At 65.8% G+C, this 15,106-nt stretch carries 15 protein-coding genes; 2 read left to right on the top strand and 13 right to left on the bottom strand.

Annotated features, from left to right (window positions below; all coding sequences use genetic code 11):
- A partial coding sequence (groEL, locus tag QGG75_03855; protein ID MDP6066376.1) for a chaperonin GroEL occupies positions 1-939 on the top strand: 939 nt, incomplete at its 5' end.
- A 123-nt stretch (positions 940-1,062) separates the two neighbouring features.
- Here groEL and mazG read toward each other — a convergent pair.
- The 13 genes from mazG to QGG75_03790 form a co-directional block, all read right to left on the bottom strand.
- Positions 1,063-1,917 carry a nucleoside triphosphate pyrophosphohydrolase gene (gene mazG, locus QGG75_03850; protein MDP6066375.1) on the bottom strand — a complete coding sequence of 285 codons (855 nt, stop codon included), beginning with the start codon at positions 1,915-1,917 and terminating at the stop codon, positions 1,063-1,065.
- A gap of 127 nt (positions 1,918-2,044) precedes the next feature.
- Entirely contained in the window at positions 2,045-2,803 is a 759-nt protein-coding gene (locus tag QGG75_03845) for an MBL fold metallo-hydrolase (protein ID MDP6066374.1), read from the bottom strand.
- Positions 2,800-3,588 (bottom strand): TatD family hydrolase, encoded by a 789-nt coding sequence (locus QGG75_03840; protein MDP6066373.1) that lies wholly within the window; start codon positions 3,586-3,588, stop codon positions 2,800-2,802. Before QGG75_03840 ends, QGG75_03845 begins: the two co-directional genes overlap by 4 nt.
- A 2-nt stretch (positions 3,589-3,590) precedes the next feature.
- Positions 3,591-5,153 (bottom strand): methionine--tRNA ligase, encoded by a 1,563-nt coding sequence (metG, locus tag QGG75_03835; protein MDP6066372.1) that lies wholly within the window; start codon positions 5,151-5,153, stop codon positions 3,591-3,593.
- Positions 5,154-5,164: 11 nt separating this feature from the next.
- The gene (locus QGG75_03830; protein MDP6066371.1) at positions 5,165-6,259 is read right to left on the bottom strand and encodes a DNA polymerase III subunit delta'; all 1,095 of its coding nucleotides are present in this window, start codon (positions 6,257-6,259) and stop codon (positions 5,165-5,167) included.
- Positions 6,256-6,900, bottom strand: a complete 645-nt coding sequence (gene tmk / locus QGG75_03825) for a dTMP kinase (protein ID MDP6066370.1) — start codon at positions 6,898-6,900, stop codon at positions 6,256-6,258. The genes QGG75_03830 and tmk overlap by 4 nt, the downstream gene beginning before the upstream one ends.
- On the bottom strand, positions 6,893-8,059 hold the full coding sequence (locus QGG75_03820; protein ID MDP6066369.1) for a D-alanyl-D-alanine carboxypeptidase family protein: 1,167 nt from the start codon (positions 8,057-8,059) through the stop codon (positions 6,893-6,895). The genes tmk and QGG75_03820 overlap by 8 nt, the downstream gene beginning before the upstream one ends.
- Before the next feature lie 212 nt (positions 8,060-8,271).
- Positions 8,272-9,252: a septal ring lytic transglycosylase RlpA family protein gene (locus tag QGG75_03815; protein ID MDP6066368.1), complete on the bottom strand. Its 981-nt coding sequence runs from the start codon at positions 9,250-9,252 to the stop codon at positions 8,272-8,274.
- Entirely contained in the window at positions 9,233-10,219 is a 987-nt protein-coding gene (locus QGG75_03810; GenBank protein MDP6066367.1) for a lytic murein transglycosylase, read from the bottom strand. The genes QGG75_03815 and QGG75_03810 overlap by 20 nt, the downstream gene beginning before the upstream one ends.
- A 72-nt stretch (positions 10,220-10,291) precedes the next feature.
- Positions 10,292-11,086, bottom strand: a complete 795-nt coding sequence (locus QGG75_03805; protein ID MDP6066366.1) for a YdcF family protein — start codon at positions 11,084-11,086, stop codon at positions 10,292-10,294.
- A gap of 10 nt (positions 11,087-11,096) precedes the next feature.
- Complete coding sequence (locus tag QGG75_03800) at positions 11,097-11,954, bottom strand: SDR family oxidoreductase (protein ID MDP6066365.1); 858 nt, start codon at positions 11,952-11,954, stop codon at positions 11,097-11,099.
- Positions 11,955-12,065: 111 nt separating this feature from the next.
- Positions 12,066-13,340: a DEAD/DEAH box helicase gene (locus QGG75_03795; GenBank protein ID MDP6066364.1), complete on the bottom strand. Its 1,275-nt coding sequence runs from the start codon at positions 13,338-13,340 to the stop codon at positions 12,066-12,068.
- A 263-nt stretch (positions 13,341-13,603) separates the two neighbouring features.
- A complete protein-coding gene (locus tag QGG75_03790; protein MDP6066363.1) occupies positions 13,604-14,782 on the bottom strand; it encodes an alpha-hydroxy acid oxidase in 1,179 nt (392 codons plus the stop codon).
- 128 nt (positions 14,783-14,910) lie between these two features.
- Here QGG75_03790 and QGG75_03785 point away from each other — a divergent pair.
- A partial coding sequence (locus QGG75_03785) for an FAD-dependent oxidoreductase (protein MDP6066362.1) occupies positions 14,911-15,106 on the top strand: 196 nt, incomplete at its 3' end.

Raw genomic sequence — 15,106 nt, 5'->3', positions numbered from 1 at the left:
CAGTCGTCGCGGCCGCTGATGATCATCGCCGAGGACGTCGAGGGCGAGGCCCTGGCCACGCTGGTGGTCAACAAGCTGCGCGGCGGCCTCAAGGTGGCGGCCGTCAAGGCACCGGGCTTCGGTGACCGGCGCAAGGCCATGCTGCAGGACATCGCCGTTTTGACCGGCGGTCAGGTGATCTCCGAGGATCTCGGCATCAAGCTGGAGAACGTCTCCATGGACATGCTGGGTAGCGCCAAGACGGTGGTCATCAACAAGGACGATACCGTCATCATCGACGGCGTCGGCAAGAAGAAGGAAATCCAGGCGCGCTGCACCCAGATCCGCCAGCAGGCCGAGGAAACCTCGTCCGATTATGACCGCGAGAAGCTGCAGGAACGGCTGGCCAAGCTGGCCGGCGGCGTCGCCGTGATCAAGGTCGGCGGAGCCACCGAGGTCGAGGTCAAGGAACGCAAGGACCGCGTCGACGACGCCCTTCATTCGACCCGGGCGGCGGTCGAGGAGGGCATCGTGCCAGGTGGCGGCACGGCGCTTCTCTATGCCGTGCGGGCCCTCAAGAAGACGGCCGGCGAGAACGACGACCAGTCGAAGGGCGTCGACATCGTGCGCCGTTCGTTGCAGTCCCCGTTGCGCCAGATCGTCGAGAACGCGGGCTTCGACGGCGCCGTGGTGGCGGGCAAGCTCGCCGAGCAGACGGATACCAAGCGCGGCTTTGATGCCCAGGGCGAGAAATACGTCGACATGGTCAAGGCCGGCATCATCGACCCCACCAAGGTCGTGCGCACGGCTTTGCAGGACGCCGCCTCGGTGGCCGGCCTGCTGATCACCACCGAAGCCATGGTGGCGGATGTGCCGGAGAAGGCTAGCGCCGCCATGCCGGCGATGCCACCGGGTGGTGGCATGGGTGGCATGGGCGGCATGGGCGACATGGGTTTCTAAGCCCGCCCAGCCAAGCAAATCAAAGGGGTCGCCGCGGCGACCCCTTTTTTTGTTTCAATTTGCTGGAACCGATTGGGGACAGGCACCAATTACGGGCACCAATTACACTGGCGAAGACCGCAATCAAAGCGGCGGGGTAGGGGGCAACTCCCCGAGGTCCGATTCGATCTCCGACTTGGCCTCCTCCCACAGCCGGTCGAGGTCGTCGAGGGACATTTCAGCCAAGGATTCCTCGCTGGCAGCCAATTTCGCTTCGATGTGACGGAATCGGCGTTCGAATTTGGCATTGGTGCCGCGCAAGGCCGATTCCGGGTCGATGGCCAGGTGGCGGGCGACGTTGACGAAGGAAAAAAGGCCATCGCCGATCTCGTCGGCCAAGCGTTCGGGCGAGCCGCCGGCCGCGATTTCGCTCCTGAGTTCGCCGATTTCCTCCTCGATCTTGGCCAGCGCCGGCAGCGCCGTCTGCCAATCGAAGCCCACCCGGGAGGCGCGTTTTTGCAGCTTGAGCGCGCGCAACAGCGCCGGAAAGCCATGCGGCACGTCATCGAGGATGCTGGCGACGCGGCCGGCGCGCTCGGCCTTGGTGGCGCGTTCGGCCGCTTTGGCGGCTTCCCAGGCGACGGTCTGGGCGCCGGCGTCGGCGACCTGGGCGTCCGCGAAAATGTGGGGATGGCGGCGCACCATCTTGTCGCAAACCGCCGCCACCACGTCGGCGAAAGCGAAGGCGCCGGCTTCCTCGGCCATGCGGGCATGAAAGATGACCTGGAACAAAAGATCGCCAAGCTCCTCGCACAGCGCCGCGTGATCGTCCTCGCCAATGGCTTCGGCCACTTCGTAGGCTTCTTCTATGGTGTAGGGCGCGATGGTGGCGAAGGTTTGTTCGCTATCCCAGGGACAGCCGTCCTCGGGATGGCGCAACTTGGCCATGATGTCGAGCAGCCGTTCGATACCGGGATCGGTTTGGGCGGAATTTTTCATGGCCGGATTATCGAGAGGGCACCGCGCCGGCGCAAGCGTGACAGGATCACCGCATACCAAAAAGTCGGATAATGTATATTATCGGAAATTATTTCCGACAATATATGGGAGTATCCTGCGGTTTTAGCTAATCCACCTCGATTATCATGCCGTCGTAGGCCGGCTCCACACCGGCTGGCAGTGAGGCGCTCAGTTCGGCGTAATCCAGCGACGCCGTCATGTGGGTTAGTATGGCGCGACGCGGCGCCAGGCGGTCGACCCAGGCCAGCACTTGGTCCAGGCTGGCGTGCAGCGGGTGCTCGAAGCGCGCCAGCGCGGCGACGATCCAGGTATCGACGCCCTCGAGGGCGGCGAACGAGGCCTCGGGCAGTTCCACCAGGTCCGTTGAATAGGCGATCGGGCCGAAACGGAAGCCCAGCGACGGGGCCTGGCCGTGAACTTGCTCGAAAGGCTGCACCGGCACCTCCCCCACCGCGAACGGGCCGTTGACGGTGTGGGACTTGACGAAGGGCCGGTACCATTCGCTTTGTTGGCCGAAAGCGTAGGGAAAGCGCCGCCCTAACGAGTCGATGGTGGCTTGGCTGGCGTAGATATCCACGGGCGCGCCGGTGTCGCGGGCGACCACGCGCAGCTCGTCGATGCCATGCACGTGGTCGGCATGGTCGTGGGTGTAGAGCACGCCGTCCGGGCGCTCGATGCCGGCGGCCAGCGATTGCATGCGCAGATCCGGACCACTATCGACGAGCACGCCGGTGGCGCCGTTTTCGACGTAGATCGAGGAGCGATTGCGGCGGTTGCGAGGATTGTCAGGATCGCACTGGCCCCATTGGTTTCCCAGCCGCGGCACGCCGCCCGAGGCGCCACAGCCGAGAATCGTCACTTTCATCGCGCATCACGACGGTAAGCTTTTGAAAACAAAGCAAAAAAATTATCCGTGGTGGTCCGGTTCAAAGCCTCGACCGGCATCTCCAGCAGCTTCGCCAGGGCGGCCGCGGTATACGCCACAAAGGCCGGTTCGTTGCGCCGGCCGCGTTTCGGCACCGGCGCCAAGTAAGGCACGTCGGTCTCGACCAGCAGGCGGCCCAAAGGCAACTCGCGTACCACCGCCTGCAGGTCCTTGGCGCTGTTGAAGGTGATGATGCCTGGGATCGAAAGGTAAAACCCAAATTCCATTGATTTTTCAGCTAGTTCCGCCGATCCACTAAAGCAATGAATGAGGCCTGAAAAGGCGCCTTGCGCCAGTTCCTCGGCGAGGATTTCAAGAGTGTCGTGCTCGGCTTCGCGGCTATGCACGATCAGCGGCAGGCCGCTTTCGCGGGCCGCCTGGGCGTGGACGCGAAAACAGGCCCGCTGCTCGGCCGGCGGGCTGTGGCGGTAATGGTAGTCGAGGCCGCTTTCGCCGATGCCCACGACCTTGGGATGGCGCGCCAGCCCGACCAGTTGGGCCACGCCAAGATCGTTGTAATGCGCCGCTTCGTGCGGGTGCACGCCGACCGAGCACCAGACGTCGTCGTAGCGCTCGGCGATAGCCAGCACCTCGGCAAAGCTGTCGAGCCGCGTCGAGATGGTGAGGAAGCCGCCGACGCCGGCTTCCCGGGCGCGCTGCAGTACCTGGTCCAGGTCTTCCTCGCCGGCCAGGTAGTCGAGGTGGCAGTGGCTGTCGACGAGCATGCCTAGGATTCGGCCTCGGCCTCGACGTGACGCGGGAACACCGGCTCGGGTTTGGGCAGTTGACTGCCGGGCTGCAATGCCCCCCCCTGCCCCAGGGCCGCGAAATTCCGGACCTCGGGCGCCACGGCCAACTGGTCGAGCATGCGCCCGGCGCCTTCCGGCACCACCGAAAGCGCCATGATGGCCAGGTTGCGGATGGCCTCGGCCAGCACGTAGAGCACGGTCTGCATGCGCGCCGGGTCGCTTTTGCGCAAGGCCCAGGGTGCCTGCTCGTCGACGTAGCGGTTGGCCTCGCCGACGCCGCGCCAGATGGCTTCCAGCATGCGGTGGATGGCCTGGTCCTGCATCAGACGGCGGATTTCCTCGAGTTGGCCGCTGACCGCAGCCAGCAGCGTCTCGTCGGCCGGTGCCAAATCGCCGGGCTGGGGCAGTCGGCCTTCGCAGTTCTTGTGAATCATGCTGAGTACGCGCTGGGCCAGGTTGCCGAAATCGTTGGCCAGATCGGCGTTGATGCGGCTCACCATGCTTTCCGGGGAATAGCTGCCGTCCTGGCCGAAGGGCACCTCGCGCATGAAAAAATAGCGGACCTGGTCGACGCCGTAGGCCTCGGCCAGGTCGAAAGGATCGACCACGTTACCCACCGACTTCGACATCTTCTCGCCCCTGACGTTCAAGAACCCGTGGGCGAAGACGCGGCCGGGCAGCTCGATGCCGGCCGACATCAGGAAGGCCGGCCAGTAGACGGCGTGAAAGCGCACAATGTCCTTGCCGATGACGTGGATATCGGCGGGCCAGTAACGTTGCCAGTCGGCGGCCTCGGTATCCGGGTAGCCCATGCCGGTGATGTAGTTGGTCAGGGCGTCGACCCAGACGTACATCACGTGGTCGGCATCGTCGGGCACCGGCACGCCCCACTTGAAGGTGGTGCGCGAGACCGAAAGGTCGCGCAGGCCTCCGCGCACGAAGCTCATGACCTCGTTGCGCCGGGTTTCGGGCCGGATGAAGCCGGGATGGCGTTGGTAGTGCTCGAGCAAGGGTCGCTGGTATTTCGAGAGGCGGAAGAAATAGCTCGGCTCCTCGACCCATTCCACCGGCGTGCCTTGGGGAGAAAGCTTCTCGCCGCCCTCGCCCGCCACCACCACCAACTCGTCCTCGGCGTAATAGGCCTCGTCGCGTACCGAATACCAGCCGGCGTAGTTGTCCAGGTAGATGTCGCCGTTCCCTTTCATGGCCTGCCAGATGGCCTGCGAGGATCGGATATGGCGTTCCTCGGTGGTGCGGATGAAGTCGTCGTTGGAGGCGTTGAGACGTTCGGTCATGCGCTGGAAAAGCGGCGCCAATTGGTTGCAAAACTCGCGCGCCGTCAGACCCTCCGCCCGGGCTGCCTGCTCGACCTTGCTGCCGTGCTCGTCGGTGCCGGTGAGAAAGCGCACGTCAAAGCCGTCGAGGCGATGGAAGCGCGCCATGACGTCGGTGGCAATCAGCTCATAGGCATGGCCGATGTGCGGCGGCCCGTTGGTGTAGCTGATGGCGGTCGAGACGTAAAAGGGTTTCCGGTCGGACATGCGGCCCCAGTTCAGACGCCCAGCGAAGCCCTTTCGAGGACCGAAAAGACGTTGAGCAACACCTGTTTGCGGTCGAGATTGGCGCCTTCGGCGCTGGCCGCGAGTCGGCCTACCTTTTCCCACACCTCCAGCCATTGTTCAAGGCCGCGCCGCGCCGCCAGGCGGCTCATCACGGCGCCCTCCCCGGCCATCACCTCGACCGGCTGGCGGCCCGTGGCGGCGGCGCTCACGAGGCGCCCGAGGAAATCCTGCAGCAGTTCCATCAAGGCCTGGAAGGCGGTGGCGCCGTTGGCCCGCGCCAGCCGGTCGCCCAGCTTGTGCAGCGCCGGCACGTCGCTGCCCGGCAGGTCCCGCAACAGCGCCAGCAGTTCCCGGTAAAGCCCGATGCCGCCCTCGCCGGCTAGTTCCAACGCCCGGCCCGGGCTGCCCGCGGCCAGCGCCACCAGGGCCGCCATCTCGGCCGCCTCGAGGTCGGGAAAGCGCTGCCCCAGCAGATCCGCCACCTGGTCGTCGCGCAAGGGCCGCAGCACCAGCTTGCGGCAGCGCGATCGCAAGGTTGCCAGCAAGCCGCCCGGGGCGTGCGAAACGAGCAGCAAAAGGCCGCGCCCAGGCGGCTCCTCGAGCACCTTGAGCAACGCGTTGGCGGCGTTCTGGTTCATCTCGTCGGTGCAATCCACGACCGCCACCCGCCAGCCCCCTTCGGCTGCCGTCTGGGCAAAGAAGGGCAGCGCCCGGCGGGCGTCGCCGACGACGATCTCGGAGCGCAGTTTCTTGGACTTTTCGTCGATCGAGCGCTCGATGGCGAGAAAGTCGGCATGGCCACCGCCGACAATGCGGCGGAAGACCGCGTGTTCGGGGGCGAGCGCCAGGTTCTCGGGGGCGCCAAAGAGCCCGCCCTCCCCTTCGCCGGCCAGCACGAAACGGGCAAAGCGATAGGCCAGCGTGGCCTTGCCGATGCCGCGGGGGCCGCAAATCAGCCAGGCATGGGCGAAACGATCGCCCGTCCAAGCCTCCAGCAACGTCCGTTCGGCCGCCTCGTGGCCGATCAGGTCGGGGTTCTCGCGCGGCGGGATGAGGCCGGCCGGTCTGGCTGGCGCCTCGTTCAAGGCGCGATGCCCCAGCGTTCGGCGAGCGTCGCCATGATGGCACCGTGCACCGCGGCCGGGTCTCCGGTGGCGTCGATCAGGGCGCAACGTTCAGGATCGCCTGCGGCGATCTCCCGGAAGGCCTGGCGCAGGCGGCGGTGGAAGTCCTCGCCCATGCGTTCGTAGCGGTCTTCGCCATTGCCGCGCGCCGCCGCTCGCGCCAGGCCCTGTTCCACGGCAAGGTCCAGGACCAGCGTCAAATCGGGCGCGAAGTCACCGATGACCAAGCGCTGCAGCGTTTTTAGCGGCTCCGCCCCCAGGCCCTGCCCCTGCCCCTGGTAGGCGATGGTGGAATCGACGAAGCGGTCGCAGACCACCCAGCGCCCGGCCCTCAGGGCCGGCCGGATGGTGCGCTCGACGTGATCGCGCCGGGCCGCGAAATGCAGCAGCGCCTCGCTCATTCCGTCCCAGCGGCCAGGCTCGCCCGAGACCAGGAGCGCTCGGATCTCCTCGGCCCCAGGCGAGCCGCCGGGCTCACGGCTGGCCAGCACGTCGATGCCGCGGGCCTTCAGGGCCGCCACCAACAGTTCGGCCTGGGTGCTTTTGCCGGTGCCCTCGCCGCCTTCGAGGGTGATGAAGCGGCCGGGGGTCGGGCTAGGGATTGGCCGCGCCCCAGGCCAGATACCTGAGCGCCGCCCCCAGTCGGCCGACGACACCCAGCCGGGGCACATCGCTGCCGGCCACCAGCGGCACTTCGACCAGCAGCGTGTTGGGCGCTTTGATCGAAACCGTTGCCAGTTTCTGGCCCTTCTTCACCGGCGCCGCGATGGGGCCTTGATAGCTCACCACGACCTTCAGCTGGCGTCGCGCCCGGCGCGCCATGGTGACCTTCAGGTCGTCCTCGATGACCAGCGGCACGGTGCCCTCTTGGCCCAGCCAGATCTTGGCCTCGGAGACCTCCTCGCCGGCCTTGAAGAGCTGGTAGTTGCCGAACTCCCGAAAGCCCCAGTCGAGCAGCCGTTCGGCCTCGCGGGCCCGCTTGTTGACGCTTTCGAGGCCGTTGACCACCAGGATCAGGCGCCGCCCGTTGACCTGTGCCGAGGCCGTCAGGCCGTAACCTGATGCCTCGGTGTGGCCGGTCTTGAGGCCGTCGGCACCGGTGTAGCGGTAGAGCAGCGGGTTGCGGTTGCCTTGACGGATCTTGTTGTAGGTGAAGACCTTCTCGGAAAAGAGCTCGTATTGCTTGGGGAATTCGCGGATTATCTGGCCGGCCAAATGGGCCAGGTCGCGAGCCGTCATCTGGTGTTCGGGGTCGGGCCAGCCGGTGGAATTGGTGAAGATGCTGCCGGTCAGGCCGATTTCACGCGCCCGTGCCGTCATCTCGCTGGCGAAGGCGCCTTCGCTGCCGGCCAGGCCCTCGGCGACGACGACGCAGGCATCGTTGCCGGACTGGATGACGATGCCGCGCAAAAGATCGGCCACCGAGACCCGCGTGTTGACGCGCACGAACATTTTCGAGCCGCCCATGCGCCAGGCCTTTTCGCTCACCGCCATGGTGCTGTCGGGGGTCAAGCTGCCATCGCGCAAACGCTCGAAAACCATATAAAGCGTCATCAGCTTGCTCATCGAGGCCGGCGCCATGGACGCGTCGGCGGCCTTCTCCATGAGCACGGTGGCGGTATCGTAGTCGATCAGGATGGCGTGCTTGGCCGCCGTCTCGATGGCGCTGGCGGGGCCGGCGGCAGCGCAAAGCGCCAGGACCAGAAGCAATACCCGGAACGGTCCAAAGAGCAGTCGGCAAGGATGCGTTTTTTCGCTCACGGCCTGAACCTAACCCGGATTTCTCACCGGGTCACGGCCTGCGTCGCGTTCAGCTGATGCGATCCGCTAGGAAAAGACTGAAGAGCGTAGTGGGACTACGCGCTTCGGTCTTCGACGACGCGGGCGCGCGCCTGGATGCGACCCTTCGGGCGGCGCTGACGGGCCATGACCCGGTGAGAAATCTGGGTTGAGTCAGGCGCCGCACTTTGTCATCAGTCGACCACGATGCGGGCGCCGGAATGACCTTCAGCGATGATATTGGCCAGGGCCTGGTCGGCCAGCGGCAGCGATTCCAGCGGCCCCAGGCGCACCCGGAAAAACTTGCGCCCCTTGACCTGCACGCTCGAGATCGAAACCTGGCCCAGCGGGCTGAGTTTGCTGCGCAGGCGATCGGCGTTCTGGTATTTGCTGAAGGCGCCGGCCTGAATATAGATCCGGGTCGGCTTGACCGCTTCCAAGCGCACGCTGGGCGGCAGGTCCTCGGCGATCTTGGGTGCCACCGGCACGCCCTTGGCCGGTAGCAGCTTGGCCACCGCCACCGGTTTTTGCGGTGCCGCCTTGACGGCCCGCTTTTCGGCCTCGCTGGTTATCGGCTTGGCCGCGAAGCGCACCTTGCCGCCGCGGTCGACCATGTCCACCCGCACCCGCGCCGTGCCCTGTTTGATGAAGCCCAGCAACTGGGCGGCGCGGCGCGAGACGTCGATGATGCGGCCGTTGACGAAAGGCCCGCGGTCGTTGACCCGCAAGACCAGCGAGCGGCCGTTGACCAGGTTGGTGACGCGCACGTAGACCGGCATCGGCAGCGTTTTGTGGGCCGCCGTCAGGGCGTTCATGTCGTATGTCTCGCCATTGGCGGTGCGGCGTCCGTGGAAGGGTCGGCCGTACCAGGACGCTATGCCGGTAAGGGAGTAGTCGGGATCCTCCTCGGGCCGGTACCAGACGCCCTCGACCTGGTAGGGGTCGCCCACCTTGTAGACTCCGCCCTGGCCCAGCGGGGCACCGTTCTTGGCCCGCTTTGGCGTGCGTCTGGCGGTTTTTTCCGGGCTACCCCGATCGCGTTTGACGATTTCCTTGGCCGCGTGTACGGCCAGACGGGTTTCGGCGCAGCCGCCGAGAGCCCCCAGGGCCAGGCTCAGGACCAGGCTCAGGACCAGCGCCAGGCCGGCCCGGGTGCTAGCGCCCAGCGACGGCATCGGCCAGGTACCCCACGGCAAGAGCGAAGAAATTGGAGCGGTTCCACTTCAAAATGGCCTGAAAATTATCGTAAACCAGAAAGGCCGGTTTGGCCTGGCCCGCCGTCGGCAGCACCAAGGCCGCCCTGAGCTGGCGCGCCGGCAGCTCGCCACCGTCGGCCCGCCGCAGGCCCAGCCCCTGCCACTCAGCCAGGCGCTTGCGCCCCTTCAAGCCGGCCAGGCCGAGATCGAAGCCCGTGGGCAGGCGCACTTCGCGGCCCCAGGTCTGGTCGTCGCGCCAGCCCGAACGGGCCAGGTAGTTGGCCGCCGAGGCGAAGACGTCGGCCCTGGTGGTCCAGATATCGCGCCGCCCGTCGCCGTCGTAATCGACGGCGTGATGCACGAAACTCGAAGGCATGAACTGGCTCTGGCCCATGGCACCGGCCCACGAGCCCATCATCTTGTCGGCCTTGATGTGACCCTCGTCGAGGATGGTCAGGGCATGCAGAAGCTCGCCGCGGAAATAGCGGCTGCGGCGCCCATCGAAGGCCAGGGTAGTGAGCGCCGGGATCACCTTGAAACCGCCCGAGACGCGGCCGAAGTCGGTCTCGATGCCCCACAGCGCCACGACGAAACGGGGCTGGACCTTGTAACGCTGGCCCACTTCGATCAGCAGATCCTTGTTCTCGGCGAATTTCTTGCGCCCCTTGTTGACCCGCTTGGGCGGTACCACGCGGTCCATGTACTGGCGGAACGTGAGCTTGAACTCGGGTTGATTGCGGTCGAGCTCAAGCACCCGCGGAATCAATTGGATGCCGGTGAACGCCTCGTCGAGAGTGGCGGCGGCGATGCCGCGGGCGCCTGCTTCCTGGCGCAAGGCCGCCAGCCAGGTGGCGAAATCGGCGGACTCGGTCGCCGCGACCGCGTTTGCGGTCGATGCAAGGAGCGCCAGCCCAGCCCCGAGGACCCGGCCCGTTACCCAGCCCATGCCACTATATCTTGACCCTGTTCATTTTCTAGCCCATAGGCCTTGTGCCATAGCTGGCACCTTGAAGCAAGGCTAGGGTGCCGGAAAAAGGCTCGGCGTGCGCTCCAGCAGGCGATAGGCGAGCAGGCCGAACCATTCGTGCAGCGCATATGCCGTGGCATCGAGGTTGGAACGCAGCCTGAGGCCGAGGGAGAAACCGAAGCTGCCCGAAGTGCGGTAGTCGACGGGATAGGGCGTGAGCTGCCAACCAGCTTGACGGAAACTGCCGACGGCGCGGGGCATGTGCCGCGCCGAGGTGATGAGCAGCCAAACCTCGCCGCCCTGGGGGTTGATCTCTTGGGCCAGATTGCGGGCGCTTTCGAAGGTGTTGCGGGACCGGCGTTCGAAGTCGATGGTGTCGGCCTCGAGTCCCAGCGAGCTCAGCACCTGGCGGGCGACATCGGCCTCGCGCAATTGGCCCGGCCGCAAGGTGCCGTAACCGCCGCTGAAAACCAGGCGCGCCCGGGGATAGCGGCGCGCCAGGTCGGCGAAGGCGAACAGCCGTTCCGAATTGTCGTTGAGCACCGGCTGGCCCCGCCGCTGGGTCAGCCCCAGCGAGGTGCTGCCGCCTAGCACGATGATGCCGTGCACCTCCTGGGGCAGCGGCTGGGGCGGTGCAAAACGGTTCTCCAGCGGCAGCAGCAGCCAGCCGCCGATGGGCAGCAGCGTCAACAGCCCCAACCCGGCGGCGCACAAGGCCACCAAAATGCGCCCCAGGCGCCGCCAGCGGCTGAGCACCAGCAGCAGACCCAGCACCAGGCTCAGCACCAGCAACGAGCCCGGCCGGGTCAGCAGCGAAGCCAGTTTTGCCACCAGATAGAGGTCCACCCCGGCCGCCTCAACGCGAGAAATATTCGGGCATGGTGGCGACCCAGGTCTCGCCCCAAAGCTGTTGGCCGCCGTCCACCGAAATCACCTCGCCGGTGACGAACTTGGCCGCCGGCGCACTGAGATAGATGCAGGCATCGGCGATGTCACCGGCATCGCCCAGGCGGAACATCGGGCTGGTCTCGTGGTAGCGGTCCTGATCGTGGGCCGGGTACTGGTTCATGCCCTCGCTGGCGATGGCGCCGGGGGCGATGCAGTTGATGCGGATGCGGTAGGGCGCCCATTCCACGGCCACGGTCTTGGAAAGATAAGCCACCGCCGCCCGGGCGGCACAGGTATGGGCGACACCGGGCATGCCGCGGTGGTAGTTGGCGATGACGTTGACGATGGCGCCTTCGTGTTCGGCTGCGCGCCAGTGCCGCGCCGCCGCCTGCATCATGTACCAGGTGCCGTTGAGGTTGGTATCGATGACGGCGTTCCAGCCCTTGACGCTGAAATCGATGGCTTCCTGGGGAAACTGGCCGCCGGCATTGTTGACCAGCACATCGAGTCGCCCGAAGTGCTGCCAGGTGTCGTCCAGCATGGCCTGGACTTGGTCGGGGTCGCGGATGGTCATGGCGTGGCTGCGTACCTCGGCACCGAAACGCGAGCTGAGCGCCGCCGCCGCGGCCTCCAGGCGCTCGGCATTGCGGCCGCAGATCACCAAAGCTGCGCCCAGCCGGGCGTAGTGGAAGGCGATAGCCTTGCCGATACCCTGCCCGGCCCCCGAGACCAGCACGACGCGGTCGGCGAACAGGTTATCGCGGTAATGCAGCGGCAGCGCCGCCACCTCGTCGTCGCTCATGCCGAAGCGTTTCTCGTCGGCCATTTCGATCCCCTTCCACCCCCGCCGCCCCGTCGCGCGAGGGCGCCGGTGCGACACCTTAGTCTATCTTGAAGGTGAAGGTTTGCCCCGACCGAGGCGCCGGCGAAAAGGCGGCTAAGCCGCCTTCCCCGCCGGCCGACCGAAGCCCTGCCGGCGCTGGGCCTTGCGGCGGCGCTGGCCTTGGCGGGGCGGCTTGGCGCCGGGGCGAATTTTCCCCGGTCGGGGGTCGTTGGCGATCTCGGCCGCATGGAAAGAATGATCGGAGAACACCGGTAGACTTTGGCGAATGGTCCGCTCGATGTCGCGCAGCGCCCCGCGTTCGTCGTGGTCGCAGAACGAGATGGCCATGCCGCCGGCCCCGGCCCGGGCCGTGCGGCCGATGCGGTGGACGTAGCTTTCGGGATCGACCGGCACATCGAAGTTGATGACGTGGGTGATGCCGTCGACGTCGATGCCGCGGGCTGCGATGTCGGTCGCCACCAGGGCCCGGATGCGGCCGCTGCGGAAACTCTCGAGCGCGCGCTGACGGGCGTTCTGGGCCTTGTTGCCGTGGATGGCGTCGGCCAGGATGCCGCGCTGGTGCAGGTGCTTGGCGACGCGGTTGGCACCGTGCTTAGTGCGGGTGAAGATGAGCACGCGCTTGATGGCCTGGTCGTCGAGCAGCTCGCCGAGCAGGGCTCGCTTTTTGTCTTTGGCCACGAACAGTACTTGTTGCTCCACCTTCTCGACCGTGGTTGCGGCCGGTGCTGCTTCGACGCGCACCGGATCGCGCAAGAGGCCGGCGGCCAGGCCCTCGACGGATTTCGGCATGGTGGCCGAGAACATCACGGTCTGGCGCCGCGAGGGCAGCTTGGCGCTGATCCTCTTGACGTCGGGGATGAAGCCCATGTCGAGCATGCGGTCGGCCTCATCGAGCACGAACACCTCGATGGCATCAAGGCGAACGTAGCCCTGGTTCATCAGGTCGAGCAGCCTGCCCGGCGTCGCCACCAGCACGTGGACGCCCTGGTTCAGGGCCCGGATTTGAGGCCGGATGGAGGTGCCGCCGAAGACCGTGGTGGTGCGCAAGGAGAGATGGCGGCCATAACTGCGCAGGCTGTCGCCGATCTGGCTGGCCAGCTCGCGCGTCGGCGCCAGGATCAACGCGCGTGGTTGCCGGTGCTGCGCCTTTCGGGGCGCGCCTGCGGCGTTTTCTTCCAGATAGTGCAGCAGCGGCAGCGCGAAGGCGGCCGTCTTGCCGGTACCGGTCTGGGCCACGCCCAAAAGGTCATGACCCTCGAGCAGCGTCGGGATGGACTTCTGCTGGATCGGGGTGGGCGTGGTGTAGCCTTCGTCCTGAATGGCGCGAAGGAGGGGTTGGGGCAACTTCAGGCCCGCAAAATCAATCATGTGTTTTTTGTCTTTCTCGATTCAAATTCTCACCCTCCGCCCCGATCGCGGGGCGCAAGGCGTGCAAGCACGACGCAAGCATTGCCAACTCGGCTCCGTGTCTGGCACGGGCCGGTCTAACGAAACGCCTACATTTGTCTGTAAGAAACGTGGCCGACCCTCGGTACATACGGGGCCGGGCGAGCGATCTAAATTTGACCTTGAAGGGGTGTCGCTGGGCGTCCTAATGCGCTTTCGCACCTGCGAAGTCAAGGTAATTCGGTTTATTCGAATGTCGTGCCAGCTGCCGTCTCGTGGTGGAAGATCAGGCTTTCATCGATGTCGGCAAGCTGGCAGCGCCCCAATTGGGCCATGGCCAGGCTGATTTCTTCTCCCAGCACCTCGATCATCTTCTCCATGCCGTGCTCTCCGTCAGCGCCAATGGCATCATAGAGCCAGGTGCGACCCAACATGACGAAGTCAGCACCTAGCGCCAGCGCTTTGACGATGCTTTCGCCGTTGCGCACGCCGCTGTCGAAAAGCAGGGGATACCCCTCCCCCACCGCCCGGCGGATGAGCGGCAGCATGTGAATTGCCGCCGGTGCGCTGTCGAGCTGGCGGCCGCCATGGTTGGAAACGTAAAGCCCGTCGACGCCGCGTTCCTTGGCGACCAGCGCATCGGCCGGCGCCAACACCCCCTTGACCATCAAGGTGCGCGGCCAGCTCTCGCGCAACATTTCCAGGAATTGCCAGTCGATGCGGCCACGACCCTCGTTGCGAACCCAGGCCTTGAACACCTTGTCGGTGCTCTTGCTGTCCACGTAGTCGGTGAAATTGGCGGTCACCGGCACACCTGCCGCAAGCGTGCCCAGCGACCAGGAAGGGTGCCGGGCGAAATCGAGGAATTGACGCGGCCCGATGCGAAAGGGAACCTGGAAACCGTTCTTCAGATCGCGCAGCCGGTGCGATACCTGGGGCACGTCGACGGTCAGCATCAGGACCTCGTAGCCGGCCTCGTCGGCGCGGCGCACCAGATCCATCGAGACCTCCTGGGAATGCCCGACATAGAGCTGGAACCAGGCGTTTTCCCCGGCTCGCTCACGGGTCCGCTCGATGGTGCTGGAAGCAGCCGTCGAGAGGCAAAGCGGAATGTCGTGGCGCGCCGCCGCCCGGGCCAGGATGGCGTCGGCTCCCGGCCAAGTCAGGTTGCACATGCCCATCGGTGCGATACCGAAAGGCAGCCCCCAATCGCGGCCCAGGAAGGACTTCGTCAGGCTGCGTTCCTCGACGTTGATCAGCACCCGGGGCAGCAGGCGGATGGCATCGAGAACTTCGCAGTTGAGGCGGTTGCCGGCCTCGCTACCGGCGGCACCGTCGACATAGTCGAACACCATGCGCGGCATGCGCCGCTGGGCATGGGTCCGAGCATCGGCAACGCTGAATATTCGGTCGGCTCGGCTCATTTCGTGGCTCGGAACAGGATGCTCAACAACATGATTGTGGGCAATGATCAGCACGAAGGGGCAAGGGCCACCTGCTGATAGCAGAGCGATTCATGCCGCTATTGAAGCACCAGCAGTTCCAAGGGACAATCGTCAGCGCAAAAAGAAGGAAAGATAGGCGGAGGCCTCACGAGAGCAATAGCACTGTAACCATCGTTGGCGGCGGCATTGTAGGTATTTGTTGTGCGCTCTCATTGCTCGAAAAGGGCGCCGGTGTCCGGCTTATCGAGCGCGACGAGCCGGGCCAGGGAACCAGCCTGGGCAACGCAGGCGTTATCTCGCCTT

Source organism: Alphaproteobacteria bacterium, from assembly GCA_030740435.1.
Classification (GTDB): Bacteria; Pseudomonadota; Alphaproteobacteria; order UBA2966; family UBA2966.
The sequence above is the reverse complement of the archived record's forward strand: the minus strand, read 5'-3'. Positions and strand labels throughout refer to the sequence as shown.

Bases quoted from the DNA above. Each gene is read 5' to 3' on its own strand.
- metG (MDP6066372.1), bottom strand. From the start codon at position 5,153: ATGTCCGACCGGAAACCCTTTTACGTCTCGACCGCCATCAGCTACACC.
- QGG75_03845 (MDP6066374.1), bottom strand. From the start codon at position 2,803: ATGAAAGTGACGATTCTCGGCTGTGGCGCCTCGGGCGGCGTGCCGCGG.
- QGG75_03800 (MDP6066365.1), bottom strand. From the start codon at position 11,954: ATGGCCGACGAGAAACGCTTCGGCATGAGCGACGACGAGGTGGCGGCG.
- mazG (MDP6066375.1), bottom strand. From the start codon at position 1,917: ATGAAAAATTCCGCCCAAACCGATCCCGGTATCGAACGGCTGCTCGAC.
- QGG75_03795 (MDP6066364.1), bottom strand. From the start codon at position 13,340: ATGATTGATTTTGCGGGCCTGAAGTTGCCCCAACCCCTCCTTCGCGCC.
- QGG75_03815 (MDP6066368.1), bottom strand. From the start codon at position 9,252: ATGCCGTCGCTGGGCGCTAGCACCCGGGCCGGCCTGGCGCTGGTCCTG.
- QGG75_03790 (MDP6066363.1), bottom strand. From the start codon at position 14,782: ATGAGCCGAGCCGACCGAATATTCAGCGTTGCCGATGCTCGGACCCAT.
- QGG75_03810 (MDP6066367.1), bottom strand. From the start codon at position 10,219: ATGGGCTGGGTAACGGGCCGGGTCCTCGGGGCTGGGCTGGCGCTCCTT.
- QGG75_03840 (MDP6066373.1), bottom strand. From the start codon at position 3,588: ATGCTCGTCGACAGCCACTGCCACCTCGACTACCTGGCCGGCGAGGAA.